A 21,678-nucleotide genomic window follows, 5' to 3' on the forward strand; every position below is an offset into this window, starting at 1 on the left:
AGGCGGACGGGCAGGCTAGTCGATACCGGTGTGCTGCGGAGGGCGCAGATCGGCCAGGGCGACGGCCACGTCCTCCGGGAGCGCGCCCAGGTCGTTGGCGCTCAGCTGGTAGATCGCGTCGCCCGCATCGAGCTCCAGCATCTCGGAACGTAGGCCCCGATGCGTGCGCCGGTCGACGCGTACGCGCTCGATCGACGCCCACGGCAGGTGCCGGCGGCGCGCGAAACCGGCCACCACCGTCACCCCCGACGCGTCCGCCGCCAGGCGGACCGGCGCGATGAGATCGCGCACCGCCCACAGGGTGAGCGCGACCGCCGCCACCACGGCGATGGCCCAGCGGATCGGATCGCCGGCGCCGAAGGCGACCGCCAGCACCACGACCGCGACCGCACCCATCAACTTGGTGACCGGCAGGACCGGCCTGATGCGCCACTGCATGAAGCAACTATGTCATTTGAAACATTCATCGGCCGGTGGCCGATGCCTGTCCCGGTCACCTCCGTTGAATGCCACATGGACGTGTTCTCCCGTACGTTCTTGCCCGCCGCCGCCGAAGCCGGTGTGGCCATCCCGACCGTCAGCCGGCACATGCCGATCTTCCGGCGCTGCGTGGAGCCCGACGACACGACCGTGCTGGTCAGCCGCTGTCATCGCCCCGAGGCCCCGATGGCCGGCGAGTTCATGATGCTGCTGACCTACCGCCGGCTCGTGGTGACGCAGGAGACCAAGGTGCTGCACCGGCTCCGGCTGCATCTCAACGCCGACCTGCGGCACCTGAGCAACGTGACCTGGAGCCCGGACCTGAGCCGCTCCGCCGTCGAGCTGGCGGCCACGGCGGTGGACGGGGTCCGCGAGCGTTTCCGGCTGCGGCTGACCGAGCCCGAGGCGGTCTGGCACTTCGACTCGCTGCTCCAGCATGTCTTCCGTACGCCCAGGACCGCGGCCGCGTAACAACCATCACCACAGGAACTCCGTGATCGGCGCGCGCAGGCCGGCCGCGTCCAGCCCCTGGGCCCGCGCGTGGTCCCGCCAGGTTCCGTAGCGGCGGACCTCCTCGCGGGCCACGCCCAGGTGCAGCGCGCGGTGCGGGATGCCGCCGAGCGCCTCGGCCACCTGCCGCGCCGACGTGCCGGCCAGGTACGGCTCGACCATGATCACGTCACCCTGGGCGAGCAGGCGCAGGCCCTCGGCGTCGAGCGGGCGCGGCGTGTTCGTGTACGCGACCGTCACGTCCAGGTCGCGGGTGGCCTCGAGCACCGGATCGAGCATCGGCCCGACGGCGACGATCAACGGGCCGCCGCGCTTGATGACCCGGAGACGGGTGCTGTCCGCGTACGGCCGCGTGTTCTCCTGCTCGGAAAGACGGACATAGACCCGGTCGTCGTGCCGGGCGGCATCGCGCAGCAGCGGCGGAACCTCGTCCCGATGACCGGGTACGTGCACGGTCCAGCCCTCGAGCGTGTCGAGCAGTTGCACGTCGCCCGGCGACTGATGGGTGTAGCCCGAGGCCGCGCCGTCGTAGGAAGCCCCGATGCTGACCAGCACGGCTCCCACGTCCTGGTGCCCGAGGTCGAGCTTGATCTGCTCGTAGGCCCGGTCGACGACGAACGGCGCGTACGAGTGGACGTAGGGCCGCATGCCGGTGAGCGCGAGGCCGCCGGCCACCCCGGTCATCAGCTGCTCGCGGATGCCGACGTTGAGGACCCGGTCGGGATGCCGGCGCATGGCCGGCGCGAAGGAGTCGGCGGAGATGTCGGCGAGCACGAGGGCCGTACGCGGATCCTCGTCCAGCAGTTCGGTAGTGGTGGCGACAAAGGTGTCACGCATCATCAGAGGCCTCGCTTCGACTCGACAACCGCCACGACCAGGTTGGGGCGGTCGTGGTGGCGCTTGGCCAGGGCGTGCTCGATCTGCTCGTGGTCCCGGCCGTCGATCACGGTGGCGTCCCAGCCCGGGAAGCGGGCCGCGATCCCGCCCGGCCAGCCGTGCGTCGCCGACTGGTTGTCGATCACGATGGCCGTCATCGGCAGGCGCACCGCCGCGGCGTACGCGATCGCCTCGTGGTTGGAGCCCTCGTCCAGCTCGGCGTCGCCGACCAGCACGAAGGTGCGCGTCCGGGCGTAACCCTGGGCCCGCAGGCCGAGCGCTACGCCGACGCCGATGCCGAGCCCGTGCCCGAGCGAGCCGGTGCCGATCTCGACGCCCGGCACCCGCAGCCGGTCGGGATGGTTGCCGAGCGGGCTGTCCCAGCCGCCCATGTCGTCCAGCCAGCTCTCCGGGAAGAACCCCTTGGCCGCCAGCACGGCGTAGTAGGCGGCCGGGCCGTGGCCCTTGGAGAGCAGGAACCGGTCGCGGTCGGGCTCGTCGGGGCGGCCGGGATCGATGCGCAGCACCCGGTCGTAGAGCACCCAGAGCACGTCGAGCGTCGAGTACGAGCTGGGCGCGTGCTTCTCGTCCCCGGTCATGCGCCGGATCAGCTGCCGGATCCGGTCGGTGGGCAGTGCGGTCACGGTCATGCCGACTAGGCTGCAACTTGAAGTGCACTTCAACTCAAGGGTGGTGTGATGGAGTCGCTCACCATCGGGGATTTCGCGGCTCGCAGCGGCGTGGCCGCCTCGGCGCTGCGCTACTACGAGCGCGAGGGTCTGATCCGGTCCACCCGTACGGCCGGCAACCAGCGTCGCTATGCGCGGGCCGAGCTGCGCCGGGTCGCCTTCATCAAGATCGCTCAGCAGGTCGGCGTCTCGCTCGACGAGATCCGGGAGGCGCTGGCCGAGCTGCCGGACGAGCGCACGCCGACCAAGGCCGACTGGGCGCGGCTCTCGGCGCATTGGCGGGGACGGCTCGAGGAGCGCATCGTGCTGATGCAGCGGCTGCGCGACCAGCTGACCGGGTGCATCGGCTGCGGCTGCCTCTCCCTCCAGCGCTGCAACCTGATCAATCCGGCCGACCGGCTCGCCGCCCGCGGCACCGGACCTCAGATGATCGTCAACCCGCCGTCCCCGTCCGCTTGAGGCTGGAGCTGTTGCGGCTGGAGCTTTGCGGCTGGAGCTTTGTGGACGGACGCGCCTACGATCTGCCCGTGAACCGGCACGAGGCTGACCCGGACGACGCGCTGCAGCTCGCGGAGTTGCGGGCCCGCGTCGAGCAGCAGGAGCGTGACGAGGCCGAGCGCGTCGACGGCATCTCCCGGCTGTGCCGCAAGTTCGGCGACTGGGCCGGGCGGCACGACATCGAGACCAACTTCCAGATCAACGGCAAACGGCGCTTCTCCCGTACGCGCAATGGCTGGGTCCTGAGCACCTGGCGCGAGGACATACCGGCCGCCCGGGAGGGCATGGTCGTGGCGGGCCACACGCTCGAGTCGACGCTCGTCGCGTTCCCGGACGGCTCGTGGACCGTGCACGAGTCGGCCCCCGGCGGCCCGCACCACCGGTTCACCCCGGCCGACGTGCGCCGGGGCATCGCCGGCTACGCCGAGAGCCGCGAGCTGCCCTGGCTCTGAATCCCGTCGAGGATCAGCCGCAGCCCGTATTCGAAGTTCGCGTCGGTGTCCGCCGGGTAGAGGTCGCCGGCCACGCTCGCGGTCAGCGGGAACTTCTCGGCGTCGACCGCGAGGCCGCCCGCGTACGGGTTCCGCTCGTAGGCCACCCCCGTTCGCGCCTGCTCCTCGATGGTGAAGCCGATCGTGTAGTGCAGCAGCACCGGGAACGCTCGGGCCGCGATGGCCGGCTCGAAGCCGGCGTCCTGAAGCGTGCGCAGGATGAGCTCGACCGTGCGGGCGACGGCCGGGTTGGCCGAGTAGGCCCCGGCCGCGACCCGCGCGCCGTCGCGGTAGCGCAGCAGCACGCGCCGGTTGCGCACGGCCAGCCCGATCAGCCACTCCTGCCAGCTCTCACCCCGGCGTGGCGCCTCGACGCCCTCGGCGGTCTCGGCCGCCAGCAGGTCGGCCATCGCGTCGAGCAGCTCCTGCTTGTTCTTCATGTGCCAGTAGAGCGTCGGCGCCTGCACCCCCAGCTCGGTAGCGAGCACGCGCATGGTCAGGCCGTCGAGGCCGACCTCGTTGAGGACGGTCAGGGCGGCGCGGGCGATGGCGTCCCGGGTCAGCTTCACGCTTGACACTCTATCAACGTTAGGCGTATCCCTAACTTAGTTAGAGAGCGGGGACGGCATGGAACAGGTAGTGATCGCGGGCGGCGGCCCGACCGGCTTGATGCTCGCCTGTGAGCTGCGGCTCGGCGGTGCCGATCCGGTGGTGCTCGAGCGGCTGGCCGGCCCGAGCGGCGAGTCCCGGGCCGGCGGCATTCACGCTCGCACGATGGAGGTCCTCGACATGCGGGGCATGCTCGAGCCGTTCCTGGCCGAGGGCCGCCGGCTACCGGGCGGGCATTTCGCCGGGATCCCGCTGGACTTCTCGGGCCTGCCCACGCGATACCCGTTCCTGCTGGCCATCCTGCAGCGACGCATCGAGCGGCTTCTCGAGGGGCGGGCGCGCGATCTGGGCGTACGGCTGCGGCGCGAGGTGGAGGTGACCGGTCTTCACCCGACGGCCGACCACGTCGAGATCGAGACCACCGAGGGTGAGCTGACCGCCGAGTACGTCGTCGGCTGTGACGGCGGGCGCAGCACGGTCCGCAAGCTGGCCGGCATCGACTTCCCCGGCACGCCCGCCACGATGACCGCCGTGCTCGGCGACGTCACGCTCGACGCCCCGCCGCCCGGGCCGGTGTTCCAGCGGCGCACGCCGTTCGGCAACTGGTCGGTGCTGAACTTCGAGCCCGGCTGGTACCGGGTGATCACAAACGACTTCGACACCGTCGCCGACCGGGACGCGCCGATCACCGTCGCCGACCTGCGCGCCTCGCTCGAGCGGCACGCCGGCACCGACTTCGGCCTGCGCGATCCACGATGGATCTCCCGCTACCACGATGCCGCGCGACTGGCGGCGCGCTACCGGGCGGGCCGGGTCCTGCTGGCCGGCGACGCCGCGCACATCCACTATCCGGCCGGCGGCCAGGGCCTCAACACCGGCGTGCAGGACGCGGTCAACCTCGGCTGGAAGCTCGCCGCCGTGCTGCGGGGCGATCAAGATCAAACGCTGCTCGACACGTACGAGGTGGAGCGCCGTCCGGTGGCCGAGCGGGTGCTCGAGAACACGAGGGCGCAAACCGCGCTCACCCGGCCCGACGAGCACACGTCGGCGCTACGGTCGGTCGTGACCGGCCTGATCGCTCACGGTGACGTGAACCGGTCCCTGTCCTCGATGATCGCCGCCCTCGACGTTCGGTATCCGCTTCCCGAGGGCGCCGGCCATCACGTGCCCGATCTCGATCTCCCCGACGGCAGCCGCCTCTTCTCGCATCTCCACGACGCCCGCCCGGTCCTGCTCGGCGACGCCGCGGTGCCGCCGCACGTGCGACGAGTCCCCTATCCCGGCCCACCCACCTTGATCAGGCCCGATGGGCACGTCGCCTGGGTCGAGTCCCTCGGTGCCGGCGCGTTGCGGGAGGCGGTCGACCGGTGGTGCTGATCAAGCTTTAACGAGTAAGTTGGGTGTCGTGACGACTCTCGACCTCGACCGCCCGCGGCTCGAGCGGGCCAAGGTCGCGGTCGCCGCCACCTTCGCCACCAACGGGCTGGCCTTCGCCGGCTGGCTCGCCCGTGCCCCCGCCGTGCGCGCCGACCTGCATCTCTCGCCGTCCGGCTTCGGGCTGCTGCTGTTCTGCATCTCGGCCGCCGCGATCCTGTCGATCCCGCTCTCCGGCCCGCTCGTGCAGCGGGTCGGCCCGGCCCGGGCGATCCTGCTCGGCAGCGGCTCGCTCGTGCTCGGCCTGGCCGGCCTGGCCACCGGCACGCTGACCGGCTCGGTTCCGGTCGCCGCGGTCGGCCTCGTGCTGGTCGGCGCCGGCAACAGCGTCTGGGACGTCTCGATGAACGTCGAGGGCGCCGCGGTCGAGCGCCACCTGGGCCGCACGATCATGCCGCGCTTCCACGCCGGCTTCAGCCTCGGCACGGTGCTGGGCGCCGGGGTGAGCGCGCTGGCCGCGGCCGCCGGCCTGCCGATCTGGGCGCAGCTCTATCTCACCGCGCTTCTCGCGGCCGCGGTGACGCTTCCGACCGTACGGCGACTCCTGCCCCACATCCCGCTGCCGCCCGGCGAGCGTCCGCCGATGAGCGTCGGCCAGGCGTGGCGCGAGCCCCGCACCATCTTGATCGGCCTGATCATGCTGGGCTTCGGCTTCACCGAGGGCACCGCTAACGACTGGCTCGCCATCAGCCTGGTCGACGGTTACGGCACGAGCGAGACGGTCGGGGCGATCGGCTACGGCACGTTCGTCACCGCCATGACCCTCTCCCGCCTGTTCGGCGGCCAGGCCATCGAGCGCTGGGGCCGGGTGCGCGTCCTGCGGGCCACGGTCGCGCTGGGCGCGGCCGGCCTGCTGCTGGTCCACTCCGGCGTGGCGGTCCCGCTGGCCTTGATCGGCGGCCTGCTCTGGGGCGCCGGCTCGTCGCTCGGCTTCCCGGTCGGCATGAGCGCGGCCGCCGACGACCCGGTCCGCGCGGCCATCCGAGTCTCGGTGGCGGGTTCCATCGGCTACGGCGCGTTCCTGGCCGGCCCGCCGCTGATCGGCGTGCTGGCCCAGCACCTGGGCGTCCTGAACGCCATCCTCTGCGTCCTGGCCGCCCTGCTGATCGGCCTGCTCGCCTCCGGCGCCGCCAAGCCCCTCGCCCCGGAGTAGCCGGCCCGGCGCCCTTTGCTCTGCTCACCCATACGCGCCGCGGTCGTCCGTGCTTGCGCCCGCGACGTGCAGCTCTGCTCACCAATACGCGCCGCGGCCGGTCCTGCCTGAGCTCCCGACGTGCGGCTTCGCTCACCCTATGTCGCGGGCGCCGTTCTGCCGCGGCCGCGGCTGCGGTTGCGGTTGCGGTTGCCGAGCAGGCTCGCCGCCAGCATCACCACCACGGCGATGGCGACGCCGATCAGCGTGAACAGGATGCGCCGCCCCTCGTCGGCCAGGTCGGCCGGATGCGGGATGTCCATGCCGATCAGCACCGCCCCGGTGACCGCCGTGCAGTACCAGGCGTAGTTCACGCTCCGCAGCGACGCGGCCAGCATGCCCAGCAGCACGATGACCGCCACCAGCGCGACCTTGGCATCGACGGTGAGCAGGAACAGGGCCGCCACGGCCGCACCGAGAATCGCCCCGGCCACCCGCTGTTCCGCCACCAGGGCGGATTGCTGCAGGCTGGGCTTCATCGCGACCAGCGCGGCGATCGGCATCCAGTCGGCATTCGGCAGATCCAGCCCGAAGGCGATCGCGACCGCTATCGCCACCGCCACCGCCCGGATCACTACGAACAGGACCACCGGCCGGGTCAGCGGCATCGGGGTGATGTCGCCGGGGAACACGTCGGCCGCGGGCTGCGACTGCGCCGTCCGCCCGCGGATCAACCACACGATGCAGGTGTACGCGATGGTGGCGGCCGCCCCGGTCAGCCAGGCCAGCGCCTGTCCCCACGCGGTGGTGTCCACCTTCGCCTCCCGGTCGGCGATCGCCAGCGCGAGCGCGACCAGGAACCAGACGTTGAGCAACGTCGCGGCCGCGAACCGGTGCGGGCCGTACTTCACCGCCAGCCCGGCCAGGAGCGTCACCACGAAGGCGGACAGGACGACCCATCCCCAGGCGGCGCGGCCGACGGCGAAGCCCAATGCCGTCAGCACCGCCCCGGCCACGGCCACCACCGCGATGCGGGGCACCCGGTAGCCGTACCGGCCGCCGGGGTCGCAAAGGCCCACGAACAGCGCCCCGAAGGCCACGCTGAGCCAGTACTTCTCCAGGTCCAGCAGCCCGAGGACGACCAGCGGCACGATCATGACGAGGACGGCGGCTCCCCGGCGCGGACTGAATCCCTTGCGGTTGAGCTCGAATACGGCGGCGATCCGGCTCACGGCCATCCTCCAAAGCTCGCAGGTCAGCCCGCGCGGCGCTGCACGGTACGGGTGCCGATCGGCTGGACCGGACGGTTGTTGTCGGGGTATCCGCCATAGCCGGGGAACCCGGCCACGAGCTCGTGCAGGCGGTCGACGGTGCCCGCGTCGACTCGCACCAGGGTCGGCAGGACGAACCAGCGCACCCCGGTGGTACACGGCGGTGTGGTCAGCGAGCCGCCGTACGTGAGGTAGCTGCCCACCACGGCGCCGGGGCGGCCGGAGCGCCGGGCGTCCGAGGGCAGCAGCGTGACCGGGCTGGCCTTGGTTCCGGTGTCGGTCTCCTCCCCGGCCGTCTCGGGCGCGGCGCGCAGCGTGCGACGGAGCAGACCGGCGGTACCGCCGCGCCCGTCGGCGCCTGGACCCGGCCGGGCGATGTCGGCGAAGATCGCCAGCACGGCGGTCGACCCCTGCGCGTCCTGATGCACCAGGTGGATCTCCAGGTCGGCCCGATGGCCGTTGACGACGTGCTCGCTGGGCGCGTGGACGTGCCACTGCGTCAGCCGGTACACCGCGGTGCCGAACCGCAGCGTGCCGACGGCGTCGGCCGGCTGCGGCACCTCGACCACGTGACCGGTGTTCTCGACGATCAGCGGCACTCGCGGGTAGTCGACCTGGAGCGGCGGCAGCGCCACACGACGCCCGTCGTTGATCACGATCGGCGACTGGTCCCCGTCGCCACCGCAGGCGGCCCAGTCGGGCGTCAGCCCGGCCCAGTGCGTCGGCCCATCGGGCAGCGCGGGGTTGTGGCTCCACACGGGAGCTTCGACCGTGGCGGTTACCCGGACCGATGCCGAGGCGAGGGCCGAGGCGGCCGCCGTCGGACCGGGCCCCGCCACGGCGACCATGGCCAGGCTGGCCCCGGACGCGACGATTACGGCCAGACGAGTGCGCAGCGGCAGCTGTTTGTCCATGGCTGCTCCCGGGTGAGGCTGGCAACCGGCAAAGTCTGCTCCGGCGCCATCGACGCGTCCTCATCCGCGACGGGCGATGCGTTGCCGCTGCCATGCCCTTCGGGCAGTGTGTGGCGATGACCGCCGGCGAGCTAGGCGAGGATCGCCTGGGTGCGGACGACCGCCGCCGCGAGCAGCAGGATGAAGACGGCCGCGCAGCCGACCGCCTGGTACAGCGTTCGGCGCGGCGCCGGCGCGTACGCGAGGATCACCGCAACCACCGCGCCCACCACCAGGCCGCCGAGGTGTCCGGCCACCGAGATGTTGCGGATCGAGAAGGTGAAGATCAGGTTTACTACCAGCAGCGGCACCAGCGTGGTGATGTCGAGCTTGAGCCGGCGGTTCACGATGATCGCGGCCGCGACCAGGCCGAAGACGGCCGTCGACGCGCCCGCGGCCGGCTGGTTCTGGGCGGTGAAGACGTAGGCCGCCACGTTGCCGCCGAGGCCGGCCAGCAGGTAGAGGGCGGTGAAGCGGATCGGGCCGAGGTGGGCCTCGAGGTACCGGCCCAACTGCCAGAGCAGCACCATGTTGAGCAGCAGGTGCAGTACGCCGTAGTGCAGGAACATCGCCGTGAACAGGCGCCACCACTCGCCGGCCGCGATGCCGTGCACCTCGCCGCCGGGCACGTAGGACGCGTAGCCCAGCACCTCGCCCCACTGTGTGAGCGGCGTTCCCGAGCCGAGCAGGCCGAACCAGCCGCCGGAGCCGGCGATCGCCTGCGTGCCGCCGACGAGGGCGGAGAGGACTATGACGGCGACGTTGACGCCGATCAGGGCGCGGGTCGCGTACGCGGCCTGGCCGACGCGGCTCCCCCCGAAGGCGGTCCGCGCCGGCCGCTGGCTGCGCTTTCCCTCCGACACGCATTCCGGGCACTGGTGGCCGACGGCCGCCTCGGTCATGCAGTCGGGGCAGATCGACCGGCCGCAACGCGTGCACCGGACGTAAGTCTCCCGCGACGGATGGCGGTAGCAGACCGGAACCGTCGAGGGAGCCTCACTCATGCATCAACGGTACGTCGGTGAAGCTTGTTCGCGACGGTGGAGACCGCGTGCATCACTTACGGTGAGATCTTCACCGGGTAGGTCGCGAACAAGCTTCAGTCGTTGACGCGCGTTACGTCAGTCGTTGACGCGCTCGATTTCCACGCGCTCGACGACGACGTCCTCGACCGGGCGGTCGCCGGGGCCGGTCTTGGTGTTGGCGATCGAGTCGACGACCTTCGCCGACGCCTCGTCGGCCACCTGGCCGAAGATGGTGTGCCGCCGGTTGAGGTGCGGGGTCGGCGCCACCGTGATGAAGAACTGCGAGCCGTTGGTGCCGGGCCCGGCGTTCGCCATCGCGAGCAGGTAGGGCCGGTCGAACTGCAGCGCCGGGTGGAACTCGTCGGCGAACTTGTAGCCGGGCCCGCCGCGACCGGTGCCGGTCGGGTCACCGAGCTGGATCATGAAGCCGGCGATCACCCGGTGCGAGATCGTGCCGTCGTAGTACGGCGTGCCCTTGCCCTGCTGACCGGTGCGCGGGTCGACGTAGTCCTTGCTGCCCTCCGCGAGCTCCACGAAGTTGCGCACGGTCGCCGGGGCGTGGTCCGGGAACAGCTGCAGCCGGATCGGGCCATGGTTGGTGTGCAGGGTGGCGTAAAGCTTCTCGGCCACGGGTACTCCTGTCTGTGTCGCGGTCGTCCCCTGGCGTACCTCTAAGGGGCGATGGGACAGTTCTCTTGCAATTCGGATCCTCCCCCATGTGTCTGATCCGGCAGCGCCGGGGTACCCATAGAGGGCACCATGACGTGGGAGAGAACCACAGGAGGTGGGCACTGGTGTTCGCAACGATGCGCCGCAAGAGCCGTAACCGGCGAATGAAGAACGAGCTCGGACTGAGCGTTGACCACTTCAAGCGCGCGGCTTCGCTCGCGGCGCAGGAGACCAGCGCGACCGTGGGGCCCAAGCTGCAGACCGCGGTCGACAAGGTGCAACCGGCCGCCGTCAAGGCCAAGGGTGCCGCGTCGACCGGCTGGGACAGCGCTCTCGCAACGATCACCCCGCTGGTCGCGGCCGCCACGGAGAACGTGCGGCAGACCGGCAAGGTGACCAAGAAGGAAGCCAAGAAGAACGCGAAGCAGAACAAGAAGAACGCGAAGAAGCTGCAGAAGCGGGCGGGCTCGGCGTTGAGCAAGGACCGCGGCAAGTCGCGCAAGTCGCGGCTGCTCGGCTTCGCGCTGATCGGCACGGCCGTGGGCGTGGGCGCCGCATATGTCGCCAAGCGCCGCAAGGCCGACCAGTGGGACGAGTACGACCCGGTGACGCCGGAGACTCAGGTCGGCGGCGCCGCCGACGCCGCCTTCGAGCCGGTGGAGCCGTCGATCCACACCACGCCGAACGGCACGGTGCCGGACACGGCGCCGCAAACCCCTCGGTAGAGCGACACAGCAGGTCCCGGGCGGGCGCCTTCGCGGCGCCCGCCCGGGCGTGCACCTACTGAACGTCGGTCTGGCGCGCCCGGGCCGGATCGAGAGCCGGGCCGCGGGGCAGCATCGCCACCAGCTCGGACGGGATCTGGACCGGCTTCACGCCGCCGTACCCGAGCTTGCTGATGATCGCCCGGCTGGCCAGCGGGAAGTTGCGCCCGGTATCGGTGACCACGCTCACCGTGCCGCTGTCGGCGGGCGCCGTCGGCGAGGACGCCTGCACCGCGAGGACGCCCTTGCCGCGCGGGATGTGCACGAGGTCGGCGAGCGCTACGCCGTTGTCCGAGGCGCTGGACTCGACCTCGACGCCGGTTGGCACGGTCGGGTCGATGCGGATGCCGTCGCCCGCCTTGTCGTCGATCGGCAGCGTCATGCACACCCGGCCGGGCGCGGTGTCGTGCAGCTTCGGCACGGTGACCGGCAGGCCGTCGGGGGCGCCGGCGTCGCTGATCCGGGTCTTCGAAGCCGGCAGCTGGATGAACTCGTTGCCGATCGCCCGGGGCGCCTCGACGCCGGGCACCGCCTGCATCAGCTTGGCCTGCACCTCGGTGAGGTCGGCGGCGCCGTCCGGCATGATCACGGCGAAGCCCTTGCCCGAGTCGGTGACCAGGTCGCCGACCCGGAAACCGGAGACCTGCGACGGGCTGCCGACCTCGGGGATCTTCGGCGCGACCAGGTTGCGGGCGAGTGGCACCGCGTTGGCCCAGGCGGTGGAGACCGGCCACGGGTCCTTGCCGGCCCAGCCGAGCACGCGCAACGTCGCGGTCAGCCGATCGCCGGGGATGCTGAACCGCCGGTTGTTGTAGACCACCGCGGTGCGGCCTTCGGGCTCACGGATCAAAAGCGCCTCGCCCGTACGCGCGGCGACCGCCCCGTCGGTGAGCTTGTCGCCGACCAGCAGCGTGCTGCGCGGGGTGTCCTCTTCGCCCTGATTGTCGGTGCAGACCGACCAGCGGCCGGTGATCAGCGCGGCCTTCGCCGGCAGCGAGTCGGGCGCGTCCGGGATGCCGAGCGGCGCGCCCTGCGGCACGGTGGCCAGCTTCTCGGCCGAGATGCCCTTCAGCTCGGGCGCCTCGGCGTTGGCCAGCAGCAGGCCGGACGTGTAGTTCAGCACCGGATGGAGCTTCGCGTCCGATTCCAGGTAGACGTAGCGCGCGCCGGTGCCCTTCTCCTGGAACACCACCTTCGGATCTTTGGGCTCCACATTGCTGTGTCCGGTGAGGAGGCCGTAGATCGCCGCTGCGCCCACCGCGAGGCTGGCGATCAGCAGGCTGACCAGGGCGGTGGTGCCGGCGCGGCGGAGCGGCGAGCGGGCCGGGTCGGGATCGTGCGAAACCAGCGCGGCCACCACCCGCTGAAGCGAGTACTGGTACGAGTGGAGCTGGTCCTGACGCGACGGCACCCTGTCACTTTAGGGGTCGCTGTCGATGCTCAGGGGGCAGCCCCTCACAACCAGCCGTTGCGGCGGAACGCGCGGTAGAGCAAAACGGAGACCAGCACGATCAGCGCCCACCAGGCCGGATAGCTGTACATCCATTTGAACTCGGGCATGTTGGGGAAGTTCATCCCGTAGATGCCGGCGCCGGCCGCCCACACGGTCGCGATGCCCGCCCACGCGGCGATCTTCCGCATGTCGTTGTTCTGGTCGACGGTCACCTGGGCCAGCCGGGCCTGGAGGATCGAGTTGAGAAGATCATCGAAGGACGAGACCTGCTCGACCGTACGCGTGAGATGGTCCTGAACGTCGCGGAAGTACTTGCCGATCCGCTTGGGCACGATCGCCACGATCATGGCGAGCGGGCGCTGGAGCGGCACCACCGCCCGGCGGAACTCCACCAGTTCCCGCTTCATCTGGTAGATGGCCTGAATCGGGCTGGCGGCGCCGCGGGAGAAGACGCCCTCCTCGATGATGTCGAGGTCGGCCTCGACCTGGTCGGCGACCAGCACGTAATGGTCGACCACCCGGTCGGTCACCGCGTAGGCCACCGCCCACGGCCCCTGCTCCAGCAGCGCGGCCCGCTCGGTCTCCAGGTCGGCCCGCACCGAGCCGAGCTCGGAGGCGTCGCCGTGGCGGACGGTGATGACGAACTGCTCGCCCACGAAGATCATCATTTGCCCGGTCTCGACCACCTGGGACGTCTCGGTGATCTCGTGGTGCGGCACGTAGCGCGCGGTGCGCATGACCAGGAAGTGCACCGCGCCGAAGTTCTCCAGCTTGGGGCGCTGCTCGGCCTTGACCGCGTCCTCGACGGCGAGCTCATGCAGCCCGTACGTGTGCCCGATCGCCGCCATCTCCTCCTGGGACGGCTCGTGCAGGCCCAGCCAGACGAAGCCGTCCTCGTGCGAGCAGGCCACCCGCAAGGCCTCGTCCGGGCTGAACTCCCCGGCCAGGCGCTTGCCCGCCACGTACACCCCGCAGTCGACGATCGAGCTGGCGGCGGGCCGCCCACCGGAACCGTCGGGATGCTCGCCGTTGGCGCCGAGGAAACGGTTCATCGCTCGCACCGGCGCGGTGAAGGCCCGCGACAAGGGCTTGTTGCGGCTCCACGTGCCGGACGTGCCCGGCGTGCCGGGCGTGCCGGACTCACGCTCGCTCATGATGACCTCCCCACAAACCGCACGACGGGCCCGGAGCAGGCTAGCTCACCGCGAGGCGGGCGCCGGACGGGCTCAGATGCCCGCCCGGCGCGGGCGAAAACCTAGGCGCGTACCTCGTCGATGGCCGCGGCGAGCCGGCGGACACCCTCGTCGATCTGGTCGACGGTGACCGCGGAGAACGCCAGGCGCACCGAGCTCTTCCCGCCTTCGAGCAGGAAGTCCGTCCCCTTGACGATAGCCACGCCCTTCTTCATGGCGGCCGGGAAGAGCTTGTCCACGTCCACCTCGGCCGGCAGGTCCACCCAGAGGAAGTAGCCGCCGTCGGGCTCGGTGAAGGTGGCGCCCGGGATGTGCTTGCGCAGCGAGTCGGCCAGGACCGAGGCCCGCTCGGCGAGCGCGGCGCTGACCGTCCGCACGGACCGCTCGATGTCGCCGGAGATGCAGAACTGGTGCACGATCGCCTCGGACACCATGCCGGGCGAGATGTACAGGTTGGTGGCCTTCTTCGCGATCGCGTCGATCAGCGCGGCCGGGCCGACCAGGTAGCCGACGCGGACGCCGGGGCAGACCGTCTTGGTGAAGCTGGAGGCGTGGACGACCGCGTTGTCACTGTCCAGCGACAGCATCGAGGGCAGGGCGTCGCCGCGGAACCGGATGTCCACGTACGGGTCGTCCTCGAAGATGGTGAATCCGAACTCGACGGCCAGCGCCAGCAGGGCGCGCCGCTTCTCCTCCGACAGCGTGATGCCGGCCGGGTTCTGGTAGTTCGGGATGATGTGCGCGAGCTTCGGCCGGACGCCGCTCTCGAGCAGGCCGCGCAGCTCGTCGACGTCGATGCCGTCCTCGCGCAGCGTGACCTGGTGCACCTTGGCCCCGAGGTTCTGCAGGCTCAGGAGGGTGCGGTCGTAGGTCGGCTTCTCGACGACCACGTCGTCGCCGGGCTGCACCAGGTGGTTGAACAGGAACGCGTCGGCCTGCAGCGACCCGTTCGTCACGATGACCTGGTCGGCGGAGACACCGTGCTTCTTCGCGATCCACTCGCGCAACGGGACATAGCCGACAGACGTGCCATAAGCGGTCACGCCGGCCGGGTCGGCGTCGAAGGCACGCGCGGCGGCGGCCTTCAGGCCCTCGACGTCGATGATGTCCAGCGACGGAGCGCCACGGGCGAACGAGATCAGCTGCTCAGCGGTCATGCCCAACAGCTTACGAGCAGCCTCTATAGAATTTTCCGGGCGGTCCGGTCGTACCGCTATCCTCGCGTGACCGTCGACAGGAGCTATCGCATGATCGGACTCGTACTCGCCGCCGGCGCCGGCCGCAGGCTGCGTCCGTACACGGACACCCTGCCCAAGGCGCTCGTCCCGGTGGACGGCGATACCACGATCATGGATATCTCACTGCGCAACCTGGCCGCGGCCGGACTCACGGACGTCACGATCGTGGTCGGCTACCGCGCCGGCGCCGTCGAGGAGCGGGTGCCCGCCTTCCAGGACAAGTACGGCGTCAAAATCAGCCTCGTGCACAACGACAAGGCCGAGGAGTGGAACAACGCGTACTCGCTGTGGCTGGCCCGTGACCACTTCGCGCAGGGCGCGTTGATGGTCAATGGCGACACCGTGCATCCCGTGAGCGTCGAGCAGACCCTCCTCGCGAGTCGTGGTCCGAGCATCCTGCTCGCCATCGACAATCTGAAGAAGCTGGCTGACGAGGAGATGAAGACTGTCTTCGACGCAGATGGACAGCTGACCAAGATTACGAAGCTGATGGAGCCGGCCGACGCGTTCGGGGAGTACATCGGGGCCAACGTCATCGAGGCGTCCGCCGCCGCCGATCTGGCCGACGCGTTGCGGGCGACCTGGGAGCGCGACCCGAACCTGTACTACGAGGACGGCTTCCAGGAGTACGCGAACCGCGGCGGCCAGGTGCGCGCGGCGACGATCGGCGAGGTCAGCTGGGTCGAGGTGGACAACCACGACGACCTGGCCAAGGCCCGGGAGATCGCATGCCGTTACTAGCCCGCAGCATCCAGACGCCGCTGCACATCGACGTGCGCCGGGGCGCCGTCGCCGACCTCGGCCGCATCCTGGCCGACGGCCGGATCTCCGCGGCCGGTGACGTGGCGGTCGTGGTCGGGCCGGGGCTGGGCGAGCAGGTGGTCGACCTGATCCGCCCGACGCTGGGCTCGGCCGACATCTACACGACCGGCGGGGGCACCCTCGATGCCGCGCTCGAGCTGGCCGGCAAGCTGCGCGCCCGCAACTACGACGCGGTGGTCGGGATCGGCGGCGGGCAGACGATCGACACCGCGAAGTACGCCGCCAACCGCTGGGCGATGCCGATGATCTCGGTGGCCACCAGCCTCGCCAACGACGGCATCGCCTCGCCGGTCGCGAGCCTGGTCAACGACGGCATCAAGGGCTCGTACGGCGTGCACATCCCGTTCGGCGTGATCGTCGACCTGGACTTCGTCGACAACGGGCCGGACCGGGTCAACCGCGGCGGCATCGGCGACGTGATCAGCAACATCAGCGCGCTGGCCGACTGGGAGCTGGCCCGCGAGGTGCGCGGCGAGCCGGTCGACGGCCTGGCCGCCTCGCTGGCCCGGATGGGCGCCGAGGCGATGCTGACGATGCCCGGCGACATGAGCGACGACGCGTTCGTCACCGTGCTCGCCGAGTCGCTGATCTCCAGTGGCCTGGCCATGGCGGTGTGTGGCAGCAGCCGGCCCGCCAGCGGCGGCTGTCACGAGATCATGCACGCCATCGACTCGCTCTTCCCCGGCACCGGTTCGCACGGCGAGCTGGCCGGCCTCGGCGCGCTGTTCTGCACGTTCCTGCGCGGCGACGACCGCCGGCTCGCCCAGATGTCCGCCTGCCTGGCCCGGCACCAGCTGCCGCGGCTGCCGGACGACGTCGGCCTCACCGGCGAGCAGTTCGTCGAGGCGGTGCTCTTCGCGCCGCGTACCCGTCCCGACCGCTACACGATCCTGGAACACCTCGCCATGAGCCATGACGAGATCAGTCGAAAGCTGGCCGAGTATGCCGAAGCCATCGAGGACCGCTGATTCCGGGCAGATGCCCCCGACACCCGCCGGCCCCACACCCGCCGGATCCCCGCCCGCCGGATCCCCGCCCGCCGGCCCCCCGCCCGCGCCCACGGCCGCCGACTACTACGCCGTGAACCGCGGGGGCGGCCTGTTCAGCGAGGCGATCAGCCAGCGCATCGGCGCCCGGATCGCGGTCGGCGCGTACAAGCGTGGCCTGGCCCCGTCCGTGCTGACCGTCTTCAACCTCGGCCTCGGCTGCCTGGTGTCGTTCGTGGTGATCGCGACGGCCGGCCCGGTCGCCGACGGCCAGATCTGGGCTTGGCCGATCGGCCTGGTCGCGCTGATCGGCTGGCAGCTGGCGTACGCGTTCGACTGCTCCGACGGCCAGCTGGCGCGCGTGACCCACCGGGCCAGCACCGCCGGCGGCCGCCTCGATGTGCTCTGCGACGTGGCCGTGCAGATCTCCCTGGTCGCGGCCCTGTCGGCGACGGCCGAGGCGCAGGTCAGCGACACACCGGCCTGGCTGCTGGCCGCGTTCGCCGGCACCTGGATGGTCAACCTGGTCACGTCGGTCATGCAGGGCGGCGAGCAGGCGGCCAGCATGGTGACCAGCCGCTCGCTGCCGGTCCGCCTGGTCAAGCTGGTCCGCGACTACGGCGCCGTGGTCGCCCTGGCCGGCCTGGTCCTGATCGTCGCACCACAGTGGACAATCTGGTTCGTCGGCCTGTTCACCTTGGTGAACGCGGCCTTCTTGGCCGCCAGCGTGGTCTTCTCAGCCCGCGCCGCCCTGCGGGGGTGAACGCCGGGCCGCTTCCGGCTTGAGGTGCCGCACCCGCCGGCTTGTGGATAACTCCGCAAGAGTGTCGTATCGCGGCCGTAGAGTCGCCCCACCCAGTTCCGGGGTGGGGGCTGGGCGGCGACCTCGAGCGGCCGACGCTAGACCCGGACCGGGATCGCCGACGACGCGCCGAGCACCTTGCCGGTCGCGTCCAGGGCCTCGGCCACCACGTACTCGGGAGTGCCCTGGACCGTGAGCGTGGTCTCGAAGCCGGACCGATCGCCCTCGATCGCGCCCTGCAGGGCGCCGGGCTGGGCCCCCGACCGTGCCCGCCACTTGCTCACCTCGGTCGTGCCGTTCCAGCTCGCGCTGACGATCACGTTGCCGCCGTCGACGTGCAGGCCGAGCGCCGGCTGGTCGAGCGGCTGCCCGGTCCAGTCGGCCTTGTAGGCGCGGTACGACTGGTTGTCCAGCGGCAGGTGCCCGGCGAGCCGGACGGTGCCGTCCGCGTTGTGCTCGGTGAAGTACGGCAACTGGCCCCACCCGATGAACGCGCCGCCGTCGGCCAGCTCGCGGAAGCTGCCCTGCGTCGGCGCCGAGAGCTTGTCGGGGTGCACGAACTCGGCCACGAACGTCGCCCGCCGGGCCGCCTCGTCCAGCTTCATCACCAGGCCGCGCGAGTAGTCGTGGACCTTGGTGACGCCGGCGCCGTTGTCGAAGACGCTGTAGGTGCCGTCCCGCCGCTGGCGGAAGTCGTGCTGCCAGGCGAACTTGGCCTTCTCGTCGATGGTGAAGTCGGACTTCTTCCCGCCCAGGCGCCAGATCACCTGGCCACTGCTCTTGTCGATCTTGTACGTGGTCCAGGTGTGCCGGGACGAGATGATGATGTGCCCATCGGCCGCCAGGCCCACCGAGTTCGCGTGGAAGTAGTCGTACGGCAGGTGGGCCGACTCGCCCTGGGGCAGCGGCGCGTACGACTCGTCGAGCGTGACGTGCTCGCGCGCCCGCCACTCGAACAGCTTCTTGCCGGTCGCGATGTCGATCTCCTGGATCACGCCGTCGTGCAGGACGCCGTCCTTCGGGCCGCCCAGAGCCGACAGGTCCCACGGCACCGGGTCGTAGACCCAGAAGAGCGCCGTGTCCCGTGGGGTGATCACGAAGTCGTGCTGGTCGGCCTGCTCGGAGCCGGCCGCGCGCACCCGGGTGATCTCGCGGTACGACCGGTCGGCGATGACGAACTCGCCCTGGCCCACGCCCTGCCCGCCGGTGCCCCCGATGGTGCCCTCCCACCAGGTCAGCACGGGCTGGTCGCGGTACTGCTGGACCTTGAAGTCGATCGCCACCGTGGCCGGGTCGGGCACCTTCCTGAACCAGACCGGCGAGCCCTTCTCGTCGACCAGGAGCGGGCCCCAGAGGCCGGCGCCGGAGGCCGGGGTCAGGCAGATGAAGCCGCCGACGGTCCCGTTCGCGGCGGTCGTGATCGTGACGTCCGGAAGCGTGCGCAGGTCGGGACGGGAGCGGAACTTCGGCGGCCCGGCTTCGGCGGCCTCGGTCGCGCCCGCGGATTTGTCGGTCTTGTCGTCGTCATCGTGGCCGAGGGCGTAGCCCACGCCCACACCGGCCACGCCGACCAGGGCCGCGCCGCCGGCGCCGAGCAGCAACGTCCGCCGAGAGACACGCGAAGATTCGGTCACGGGCCTACCCTTCCCCGACGGCTCCGCTTTCTACCTGGAGGTCGGGTCAGAGTTCCCTGAGATCTCGCGGTAAACCGCCAGCAGCCGGCCGGTCAGGACATCGGGGTGGAAATCGCGCAGATAGCGGGTCCGGGCGCCCTTGGCCCGGGTCGCGGCCTCGTCCCGGGCCACCGGCAACGCGGCGGCCAGCGACGCCGCGTCGGGCGGCACCACCCACCCGGCCTCGTCCCCCACCAGGTACGGGATGCCGCCCACGTCGGTGCCGAGCACCGGCCGGCCGGCCGCCATCGCCTCCAGGATCACGGTCGGCAGCACGTCGTTCCAGGTCGGCGAGGCGATGACCACGGCCGACGCCACGCGGGCCGCGGCCATCTCGTCGCGGCTGATCCCGCCCAGGTAGGTCACGTCCGACCGCTCGGCGGCGGCCCGCTCGGCCAGGGGACGAAGCTCGCCGTCGCCGGCGATCCGCAGCGGCCCGAGCGAGCCGTCGGGGTGCCGTCGCCAGGCGTCCAGCAGCAGGCCCAGTCCTTTCTCCGGGGACAGCCGGGCGCCGTACAGGAAACCCTCGCCCAGCGGCGCCGGATCGCCCGGGTCCGGCAGGCCGTTGGCCTTGAGCACGATCCGCTCGTCCGGGATGCCGTAGTCACGCAGGTGCGCCGCGATCCGGTCGGTCAGCGCGATGAACCGCTCGACCGAGCGCCACGTCGGCCGGTGCACCGCGAGCGTGGTCGCCATCAGCGCGCTCTGCGCCGCCGAGCCCCGGTAGCAGCGATGCTTGACCGCCGGCCAGCCGACCAGCTTGCCCCGGCAGTCCTGGCAGTTGTGCCCGTCCCGGAAGTAGAGCCCCGAGGAGCAGACCTGGCGGTAGTTGTGCACGGTCTGGATCACCGGGACGCCGTGCGCGTGCGCGGTGCGGATCACCCAGGGCGACAGCAGCGGGTACGGGTTGTGCAGGTGCAGCACGTCCGGTCGCTCGTCGGCCAGCAGCCGGGCCAGGTCCTGCTGGGCCGCCCGCCCGTAGATCGGCGAGAGCGGCAGCAACGCCTTCTGCACGGCCGGCAGCTCACCGATCGAGTCCGAGCTGCGCAGGAACGGCAGCACCTCGACGCCGGCCGCGCGGAGCTGCGCGATCTCGGTGTCGACGATGACGTTCTCGCCGGACGGGATCGCTTCCCGGTATCGGTTGTGCGCGACGACCACCTTCACGGCAGGGAACGCTACCTTTGAACGCGTGCCCGAACTCCCCGAGGTCGAGGCGCTCGCGGCCTACCTGCGCGAGCGCGCGGTCGGCCATGCCGTGCAGCGCCTCGAGGTCTCCTCGTTCAGCGCCCTGAAGACGTACGATCCGCCGGCCTCCGCCGTGGCCGGGCTGACGGTCACCTCGGCCGGCCGGCACGGCAAGTTCCTGGATATCGGCCTCGGTGACGATCTCCACCTGGTCGTGCACCTGGCCCGGGCCGGGTGGCTGCACTATCGCGACTCGTTCAAGTCGCCGGCCCCGCTCAAGCCCGGCAGCGGCCCGATCGCGCTGCGCCTGCGGCTCGACGACGGCTCCGGCTTCGACCTCACCGAGGCCGGCACGCAGAAGTCGCTGGCCGCCTATCTCGTACGGGATCCGAACGAGGTCCCGGGCGTGTCGCGTCTCGGCCCCGACGCGCTCGCGGTGAGTGAGACCGAGTTCGCCGAGCGCATCCGCTCCCGCAACGGGCAGATCAAGGGCGTGCTGACCGATCAGGAGGTGCTGGCCGGCATCGGCAACGCGTACTCGGACGAGATCTTGCATGTCGCCAAGATGTCGCCGTTCGCCCTCACCGGAAAGCTGACCGACGAGCAGCTCGGCACCCTCTACCAGGCGATGCGCGAGGTGGAGACGGACGCGGTCGCCCGCTCGGTGGGGCAGAAGGCGGCCGAGCTCAAGGGCGAGAAACGGGCCGGCATGCGGGTGCACGCGCGCACCGGCCTGCCCTGCCCGGTGTGCGGGGACACCGTGCGTGAGGTGTCGTTCGCCGACAAGAGCCTGCAGTACTGCGCCACGTGCCAGACCGGCGGCAAGCCACTGGCCGACCGCCGCCTGTCGAAGCTGATTCGATAGTCCCAAATATCACGGTCGGTACACGTACAACTCGGTCCGGTACATGGTGCGTGACGT

The 21,678-nt window shown here is 71.1% G+C and carries 23 protein-coding genes; 10 read left to right on the forward strand and 13 right to left on the reverse strand.

Translation table 11 applies throughout. From position 1 onward, the window contains the following. Window positions 1–15 precede the first annotated feature (15 nt). Window positions 16–438 (reverse strand): PH domain-containing protein, encoded by a 423-nt coding sequence (locus ACQP2F_RS45765; RefSeq protein ID WP_433299278.1) that lies wholly within the window; start codon window positions 436–438, stop codon window positions 16–18. A 75-nt stretch (window positions 439–513) separates the two neighbouring features. On the opposite strand from ACQP2F_RS45765, the gene ACQP2F_RS45770 reads away from it, so the two are divergent. Then, the gene (locus tag ACQP2F_RS45770) at window positions 514–951 is read left to right on the forward strand and encodes a hypothetical protein (protein WP_433299280.1); all 438 of its coding nucleotides are present in this window, start codon (window positions 514–516) and stop codon (window positions 949–951) included. A gap of 6 nt (window positions 952–957) precedes the next feature. Here the strand turns inward: ACQP2F_RS45770 and ACQP2F_RS45775 are convergent, their stop codons facing one another. Both ACQP2F_RS45775 and ACQP2F_RS45780 read right to left on the reverse strand, forming a co-directional pair. Further along, complete coding sequence (locus ACQP2F_RS45775) at window positions 958–1,827, reverse strand: transketolase family protein (RefSeq protein WP_433299282.1); 870 nt, start codon at window positions 1,825–1,827, stop codon at window positions 958–960. A gap of 2 nt (window positions 1,828–1,829) precedes the next feature. Further along, window positions 1,830–2,516: a transketolase gene (locus tag ACQP2F_RS45780; protein ID WP_433299284.1), complete on the reverse strand. Its 687-nt coding sequence runs from the start codon at window positions 2,514–2,516 to the stop codon at window positions 1,830–1,832. 45 nt (window positions 2,517–2,561) lie between these two features. On the opposite strand from ACQP2F_RS45780, the gene soxR reads away from it, so the two are divergent. Continuing rightward, window positions 2,562–3,014, forward strand: coding sequence for a redox-sensitive transcriptional activator SoxR (gene soxR, locus ACQP2F_RS45785; protein WP_433299286.1), 453 nt, complete (start codon window positions 2,562–2,564; stop codon window positions 3,012–3,014). A gap of 68 nt (window positions 3,015–3,082) precedes the next feature. Then, window positions 3,083–3,505, forward strand: a complete 423-nt coding sequence (locus tag ACQP2F_RS45790) for a hypothetical protein (RefSeq protein ID WP_433299288.1) — start codon at window positions 3,083–3,085, stop codon at window positions 3,503–3,505. On the opposite strand, the gene ACQP2F_RS45795 is transcribed toward ACQP2F_RS45790, so the two are convergent. Further along, the gene (locus ACQP2F_RS45795) at window positions 3,472–4,113 is read right to left on the reverse strand and encodes a TetR/AcrR family transcriptional regulator C-terminal domain-containing protein (protein WP_433299290.1); all 642 of its coding nucleotides are present in this window, start codon (window positions 4,111–4,113) and stop codon (window positions 3,472–3,474) included. The two genes, ACQP2F_RS45790 and ACQP2F_RS45795, sit on opposite strands and share 34 nt — an antisense overlap. 58 nt (window positions 4,114–4,171) lie before the next feature. On the opposite strand from ACQP2F_RS45795, the gene ACQP2F_RS45800 reads away from it, so the two are divergent. Together ACQP2F_RS45800 and ACQP2F_RS45805 are read left to right on the forward strand one after the other, a co-directional pair. Continuing rightward, the gene (locus tag ACQP2F_RS45800; protein WP_433299292.1) at window positions 4,172–5,530 is read left to right on the forward strand and encodes an FAD-dependent monooxygenase; all 1,359 of its coding nucleotides are present in this window, start codon (window positions 4,172–4,174) and stop codon (window positions 5,528–5,530) included. A 28-nt stretch (window positions 5,531–5,558) separates the two neighbouring features. Next, on the forward strand, window positions 5,559–6,740 hold the full coding sequence (locus ACQP2F_RS45805; protein ID WP_433299294.1) for an MFS transporter: 1,182 nt from the start codon (window positions 5,559–5,561) through the stop codon (window positions 6,738–6,740). A 137-nt stretch (window positions 6,741–6,877) separates the two neighbouring features. On the opposite strand, the gene ACQP2F_RS45810 is transcribed toward ACQP2F_RS45805, so the two are convergent. From ACQP2F_RS45810 to ACQP2F_RS45825, 4 genes are all read right to left on the reverse strand, one after another. Continuing rightward, the gene (locus ACQP2F_RS45810; protein WP_433299296.1) at window positions 6,878–7,951 is read right to left on the reverse strand and encodes an FUSC family protein; all 1,074 of its coding nucleotides are present in this window, start codon (window positions 7,949–7,951) and stop codon (window positions 6,878–6,880) included. Window positions 7,952–7,974: 23 nt separating this feature from the next. After that, window positions 7,975–8,904 carry a carbonic anhydrase family protein gene (locus tag ACQP2F_RS45815; protein WP_433299298.1) on the reverse strand — a complete coding sequence of 310 codons (930 nt, stop codon included), beginning with the start codon at window positions 8,902–8,904 and terminating at the stop codon, window positions 7,975–7,977. 131 nt (window positions 8,905–9,035) lie between these two features. Next, entirely contained in the window at window positions 9,036–9,947 is a 912-nt protein-coding gene (locus ACQP2F_RS45820) for a rhomboid family intramembrane serine protease (protein ID WP_433299300.1), read from the reverse strand. Window positions 9,948–10,064: 117 nt separating this feature from the next. After that, window positions 10,065–10,598, reverse strand: a complete 534-nt coding sequence (locus ACQP2F_RS45825; protein WP_433299302.1) for a peptidylprolyl isomerase — start codon at window positions 10,596–10,598, stop codon at window positions 10,065–10,067. A 164-nt stretch (window positions 10,599–10,762) separates the two neighbouring features. Between ACQP2F_RS45825 and ACQP2F_RS45830 the strand changes: the two genes are divergently transcribed. Continuing rightward, entirely contained in the window at window positions 10,763–11,362 is a 600-nt protein-coding gene (locus tag ACQP2F_RS45830; protein ID WP_433299304.1) for a hypothetical protein, read from the forward strand. A 55-nt stretch (window positions 11,363–11,417) separates the two neighbouring features. Here the strand turns inward: ACQP2F_RS45830 and eccB are convergent, their stop codons facing one another. From eccB to ACQP2F_RS45845, 3 genes are all read right to left on the reverse strand, one after another. Further along, complete coding sequence (gene eccB, locus ACQP2F_RS45835; protein ID WP_433299306.1) at window positions 11,418–12,812, reverse strand: type VII secretion protein EccB; 1,395 nt, start codon at window positions 12,810–12,812, stop codon at window positions 11,418–11,420. Window positions 12,813–12,856: 44 nt separating this feature from the next. Beyond that, window positions 12,857–14,008, reverse strand: a complete 1,152-nt coding sequence (locus ACQP2F_RS45840) for a magnesium and cobalt transport protein CorA (RefSeq protein ID WP_433299308.1) — start codon at window positions 14,006–14,008, stop codon at window positions 12,857–12,859. Between the two features lie 101 nt (window positions 14,009–14,109). After that, window positions 14,110–15,204 carry a PLP-dependent aminotransferase family protein gene (locus ACQP2F_RS45845; protein WP_433299310.1) on the reverse strand — a complete coding sequence of 365 codons (1,095 nt, stop codon included), beginning with the start codon at window positions 15,202–15,204 and terminating at the stop codon, window positions 14,110–14,112. Between the two features lie 90 nt (window positions 15,205–15,294). On the opposite strand from ACQP2F_RS45845, the gene ACQP2F_RS45850 reads away from it, so the two are divergent. The 3 genes from ACQP2F_RS45850 to ACQP2F_RS45860 are packed head-to-tail and all read left to right on the forward strand — an operon-like array spanning window position 15,295 to window position 17,856. Then, on the forward strand, window positions 15,295–16,026 hold the full coding sequence (locus tag ACQP2F_RS45850; protein ID WP_433299312.1) for a sugar phosphate nucleotidyltransferase: 732 nt from the start codon (window positions 15,295–15,297) through the stop codon (window positions 16,024–16,026). Continuing rightward, window positions 16,014–17,075 carry an iron-containing alcohol dehydrogenase family protein gene (locus tag ACQP2F_RS45855; protein WP_433299314.1) on the forward strand — a complete coding sequence of 354 codons (1,062 nt, stop codon included), beginning with the start codon at window positions 16,014–16,016 and terminating at the stop codon, window positions 17,073–17,075. The genes ACQP2F_RS45850 and ACQP2F_RS45855 overlap by 13 nt, the downstream gene beginning before the upstream one ends. A 10-nt stretch (window positions 17,076–17,085) precedes the next feature. After that, on the forward strand, window positions 17,086–17,856 hold the full coding sequence (locus ACQP2F_RS45860; protein ID WP_433299316.1) for a CDP-alcohol phosphatidyltransferase family protein: 771 nt from the start codon (window positions 17,086–17,088) through the stop codon (window positions 17,854–17,856). A 137-nt stretch (window positions 17,857–17,993) separates the two neighbouring features. Here ACQP2F_RS45860 and ACQP2F_RS45865 read toward each other — a convergent pair whose 3' ends face one another. Then, entirely contained in the window at window positions 17,994–19,529 is a 1,536-nt protein-coding gene (locus ACQP2F_RS45865; protein ID WP_433299318.1) for an arylsulfotransferase family protein, read from the reverse strand. 30 nt (window positions 19,530–19,559) lie between these two features. After that, window positions 19,560–20,735, reverse strand: a complete 1,176-nt coding sequence (locus tag ACQP2F_RS45870; RefSeq protein WP_433299320.1) for a glycosyltransferase family 4 protein — start codon at window positions 20,733–20,735, stop codon at window positions 19,560–19,562. A gap of 25 nt (window positions 20,736–20,760) precedes the next feature. On the opposite strand from ACQP2F_RS45870, the gene ACQP2F_RS45875 reads away from it, so the two are divergent. Then, the gene (locus ACQP2F_RS45875; RefSeq protein ID WP_433299322.1) at window positions 20,761–21,621 is read left to right on the forward strand and encodes an Fpg/Nei family DNA glycosylase; all 861 of its coding nucleotides are present in this window, start codon (window positions 20,761–20,763) and stop codon (window positions 21,619–21,621) included. Window positions 21,622–21,678: the final 57 nt, after the last annotated feature.

Origin of the sequence: Actinoplanes sp. CA-030573 (genome assembly GCF_050951115.1) — a bacterium.
Taxonomy (GTDB): domain Bacteria; phylum Actinomycetota; class Actinomycetes; order Mycobacteriales; family Micromonosporaceae; genus Actinoplanes.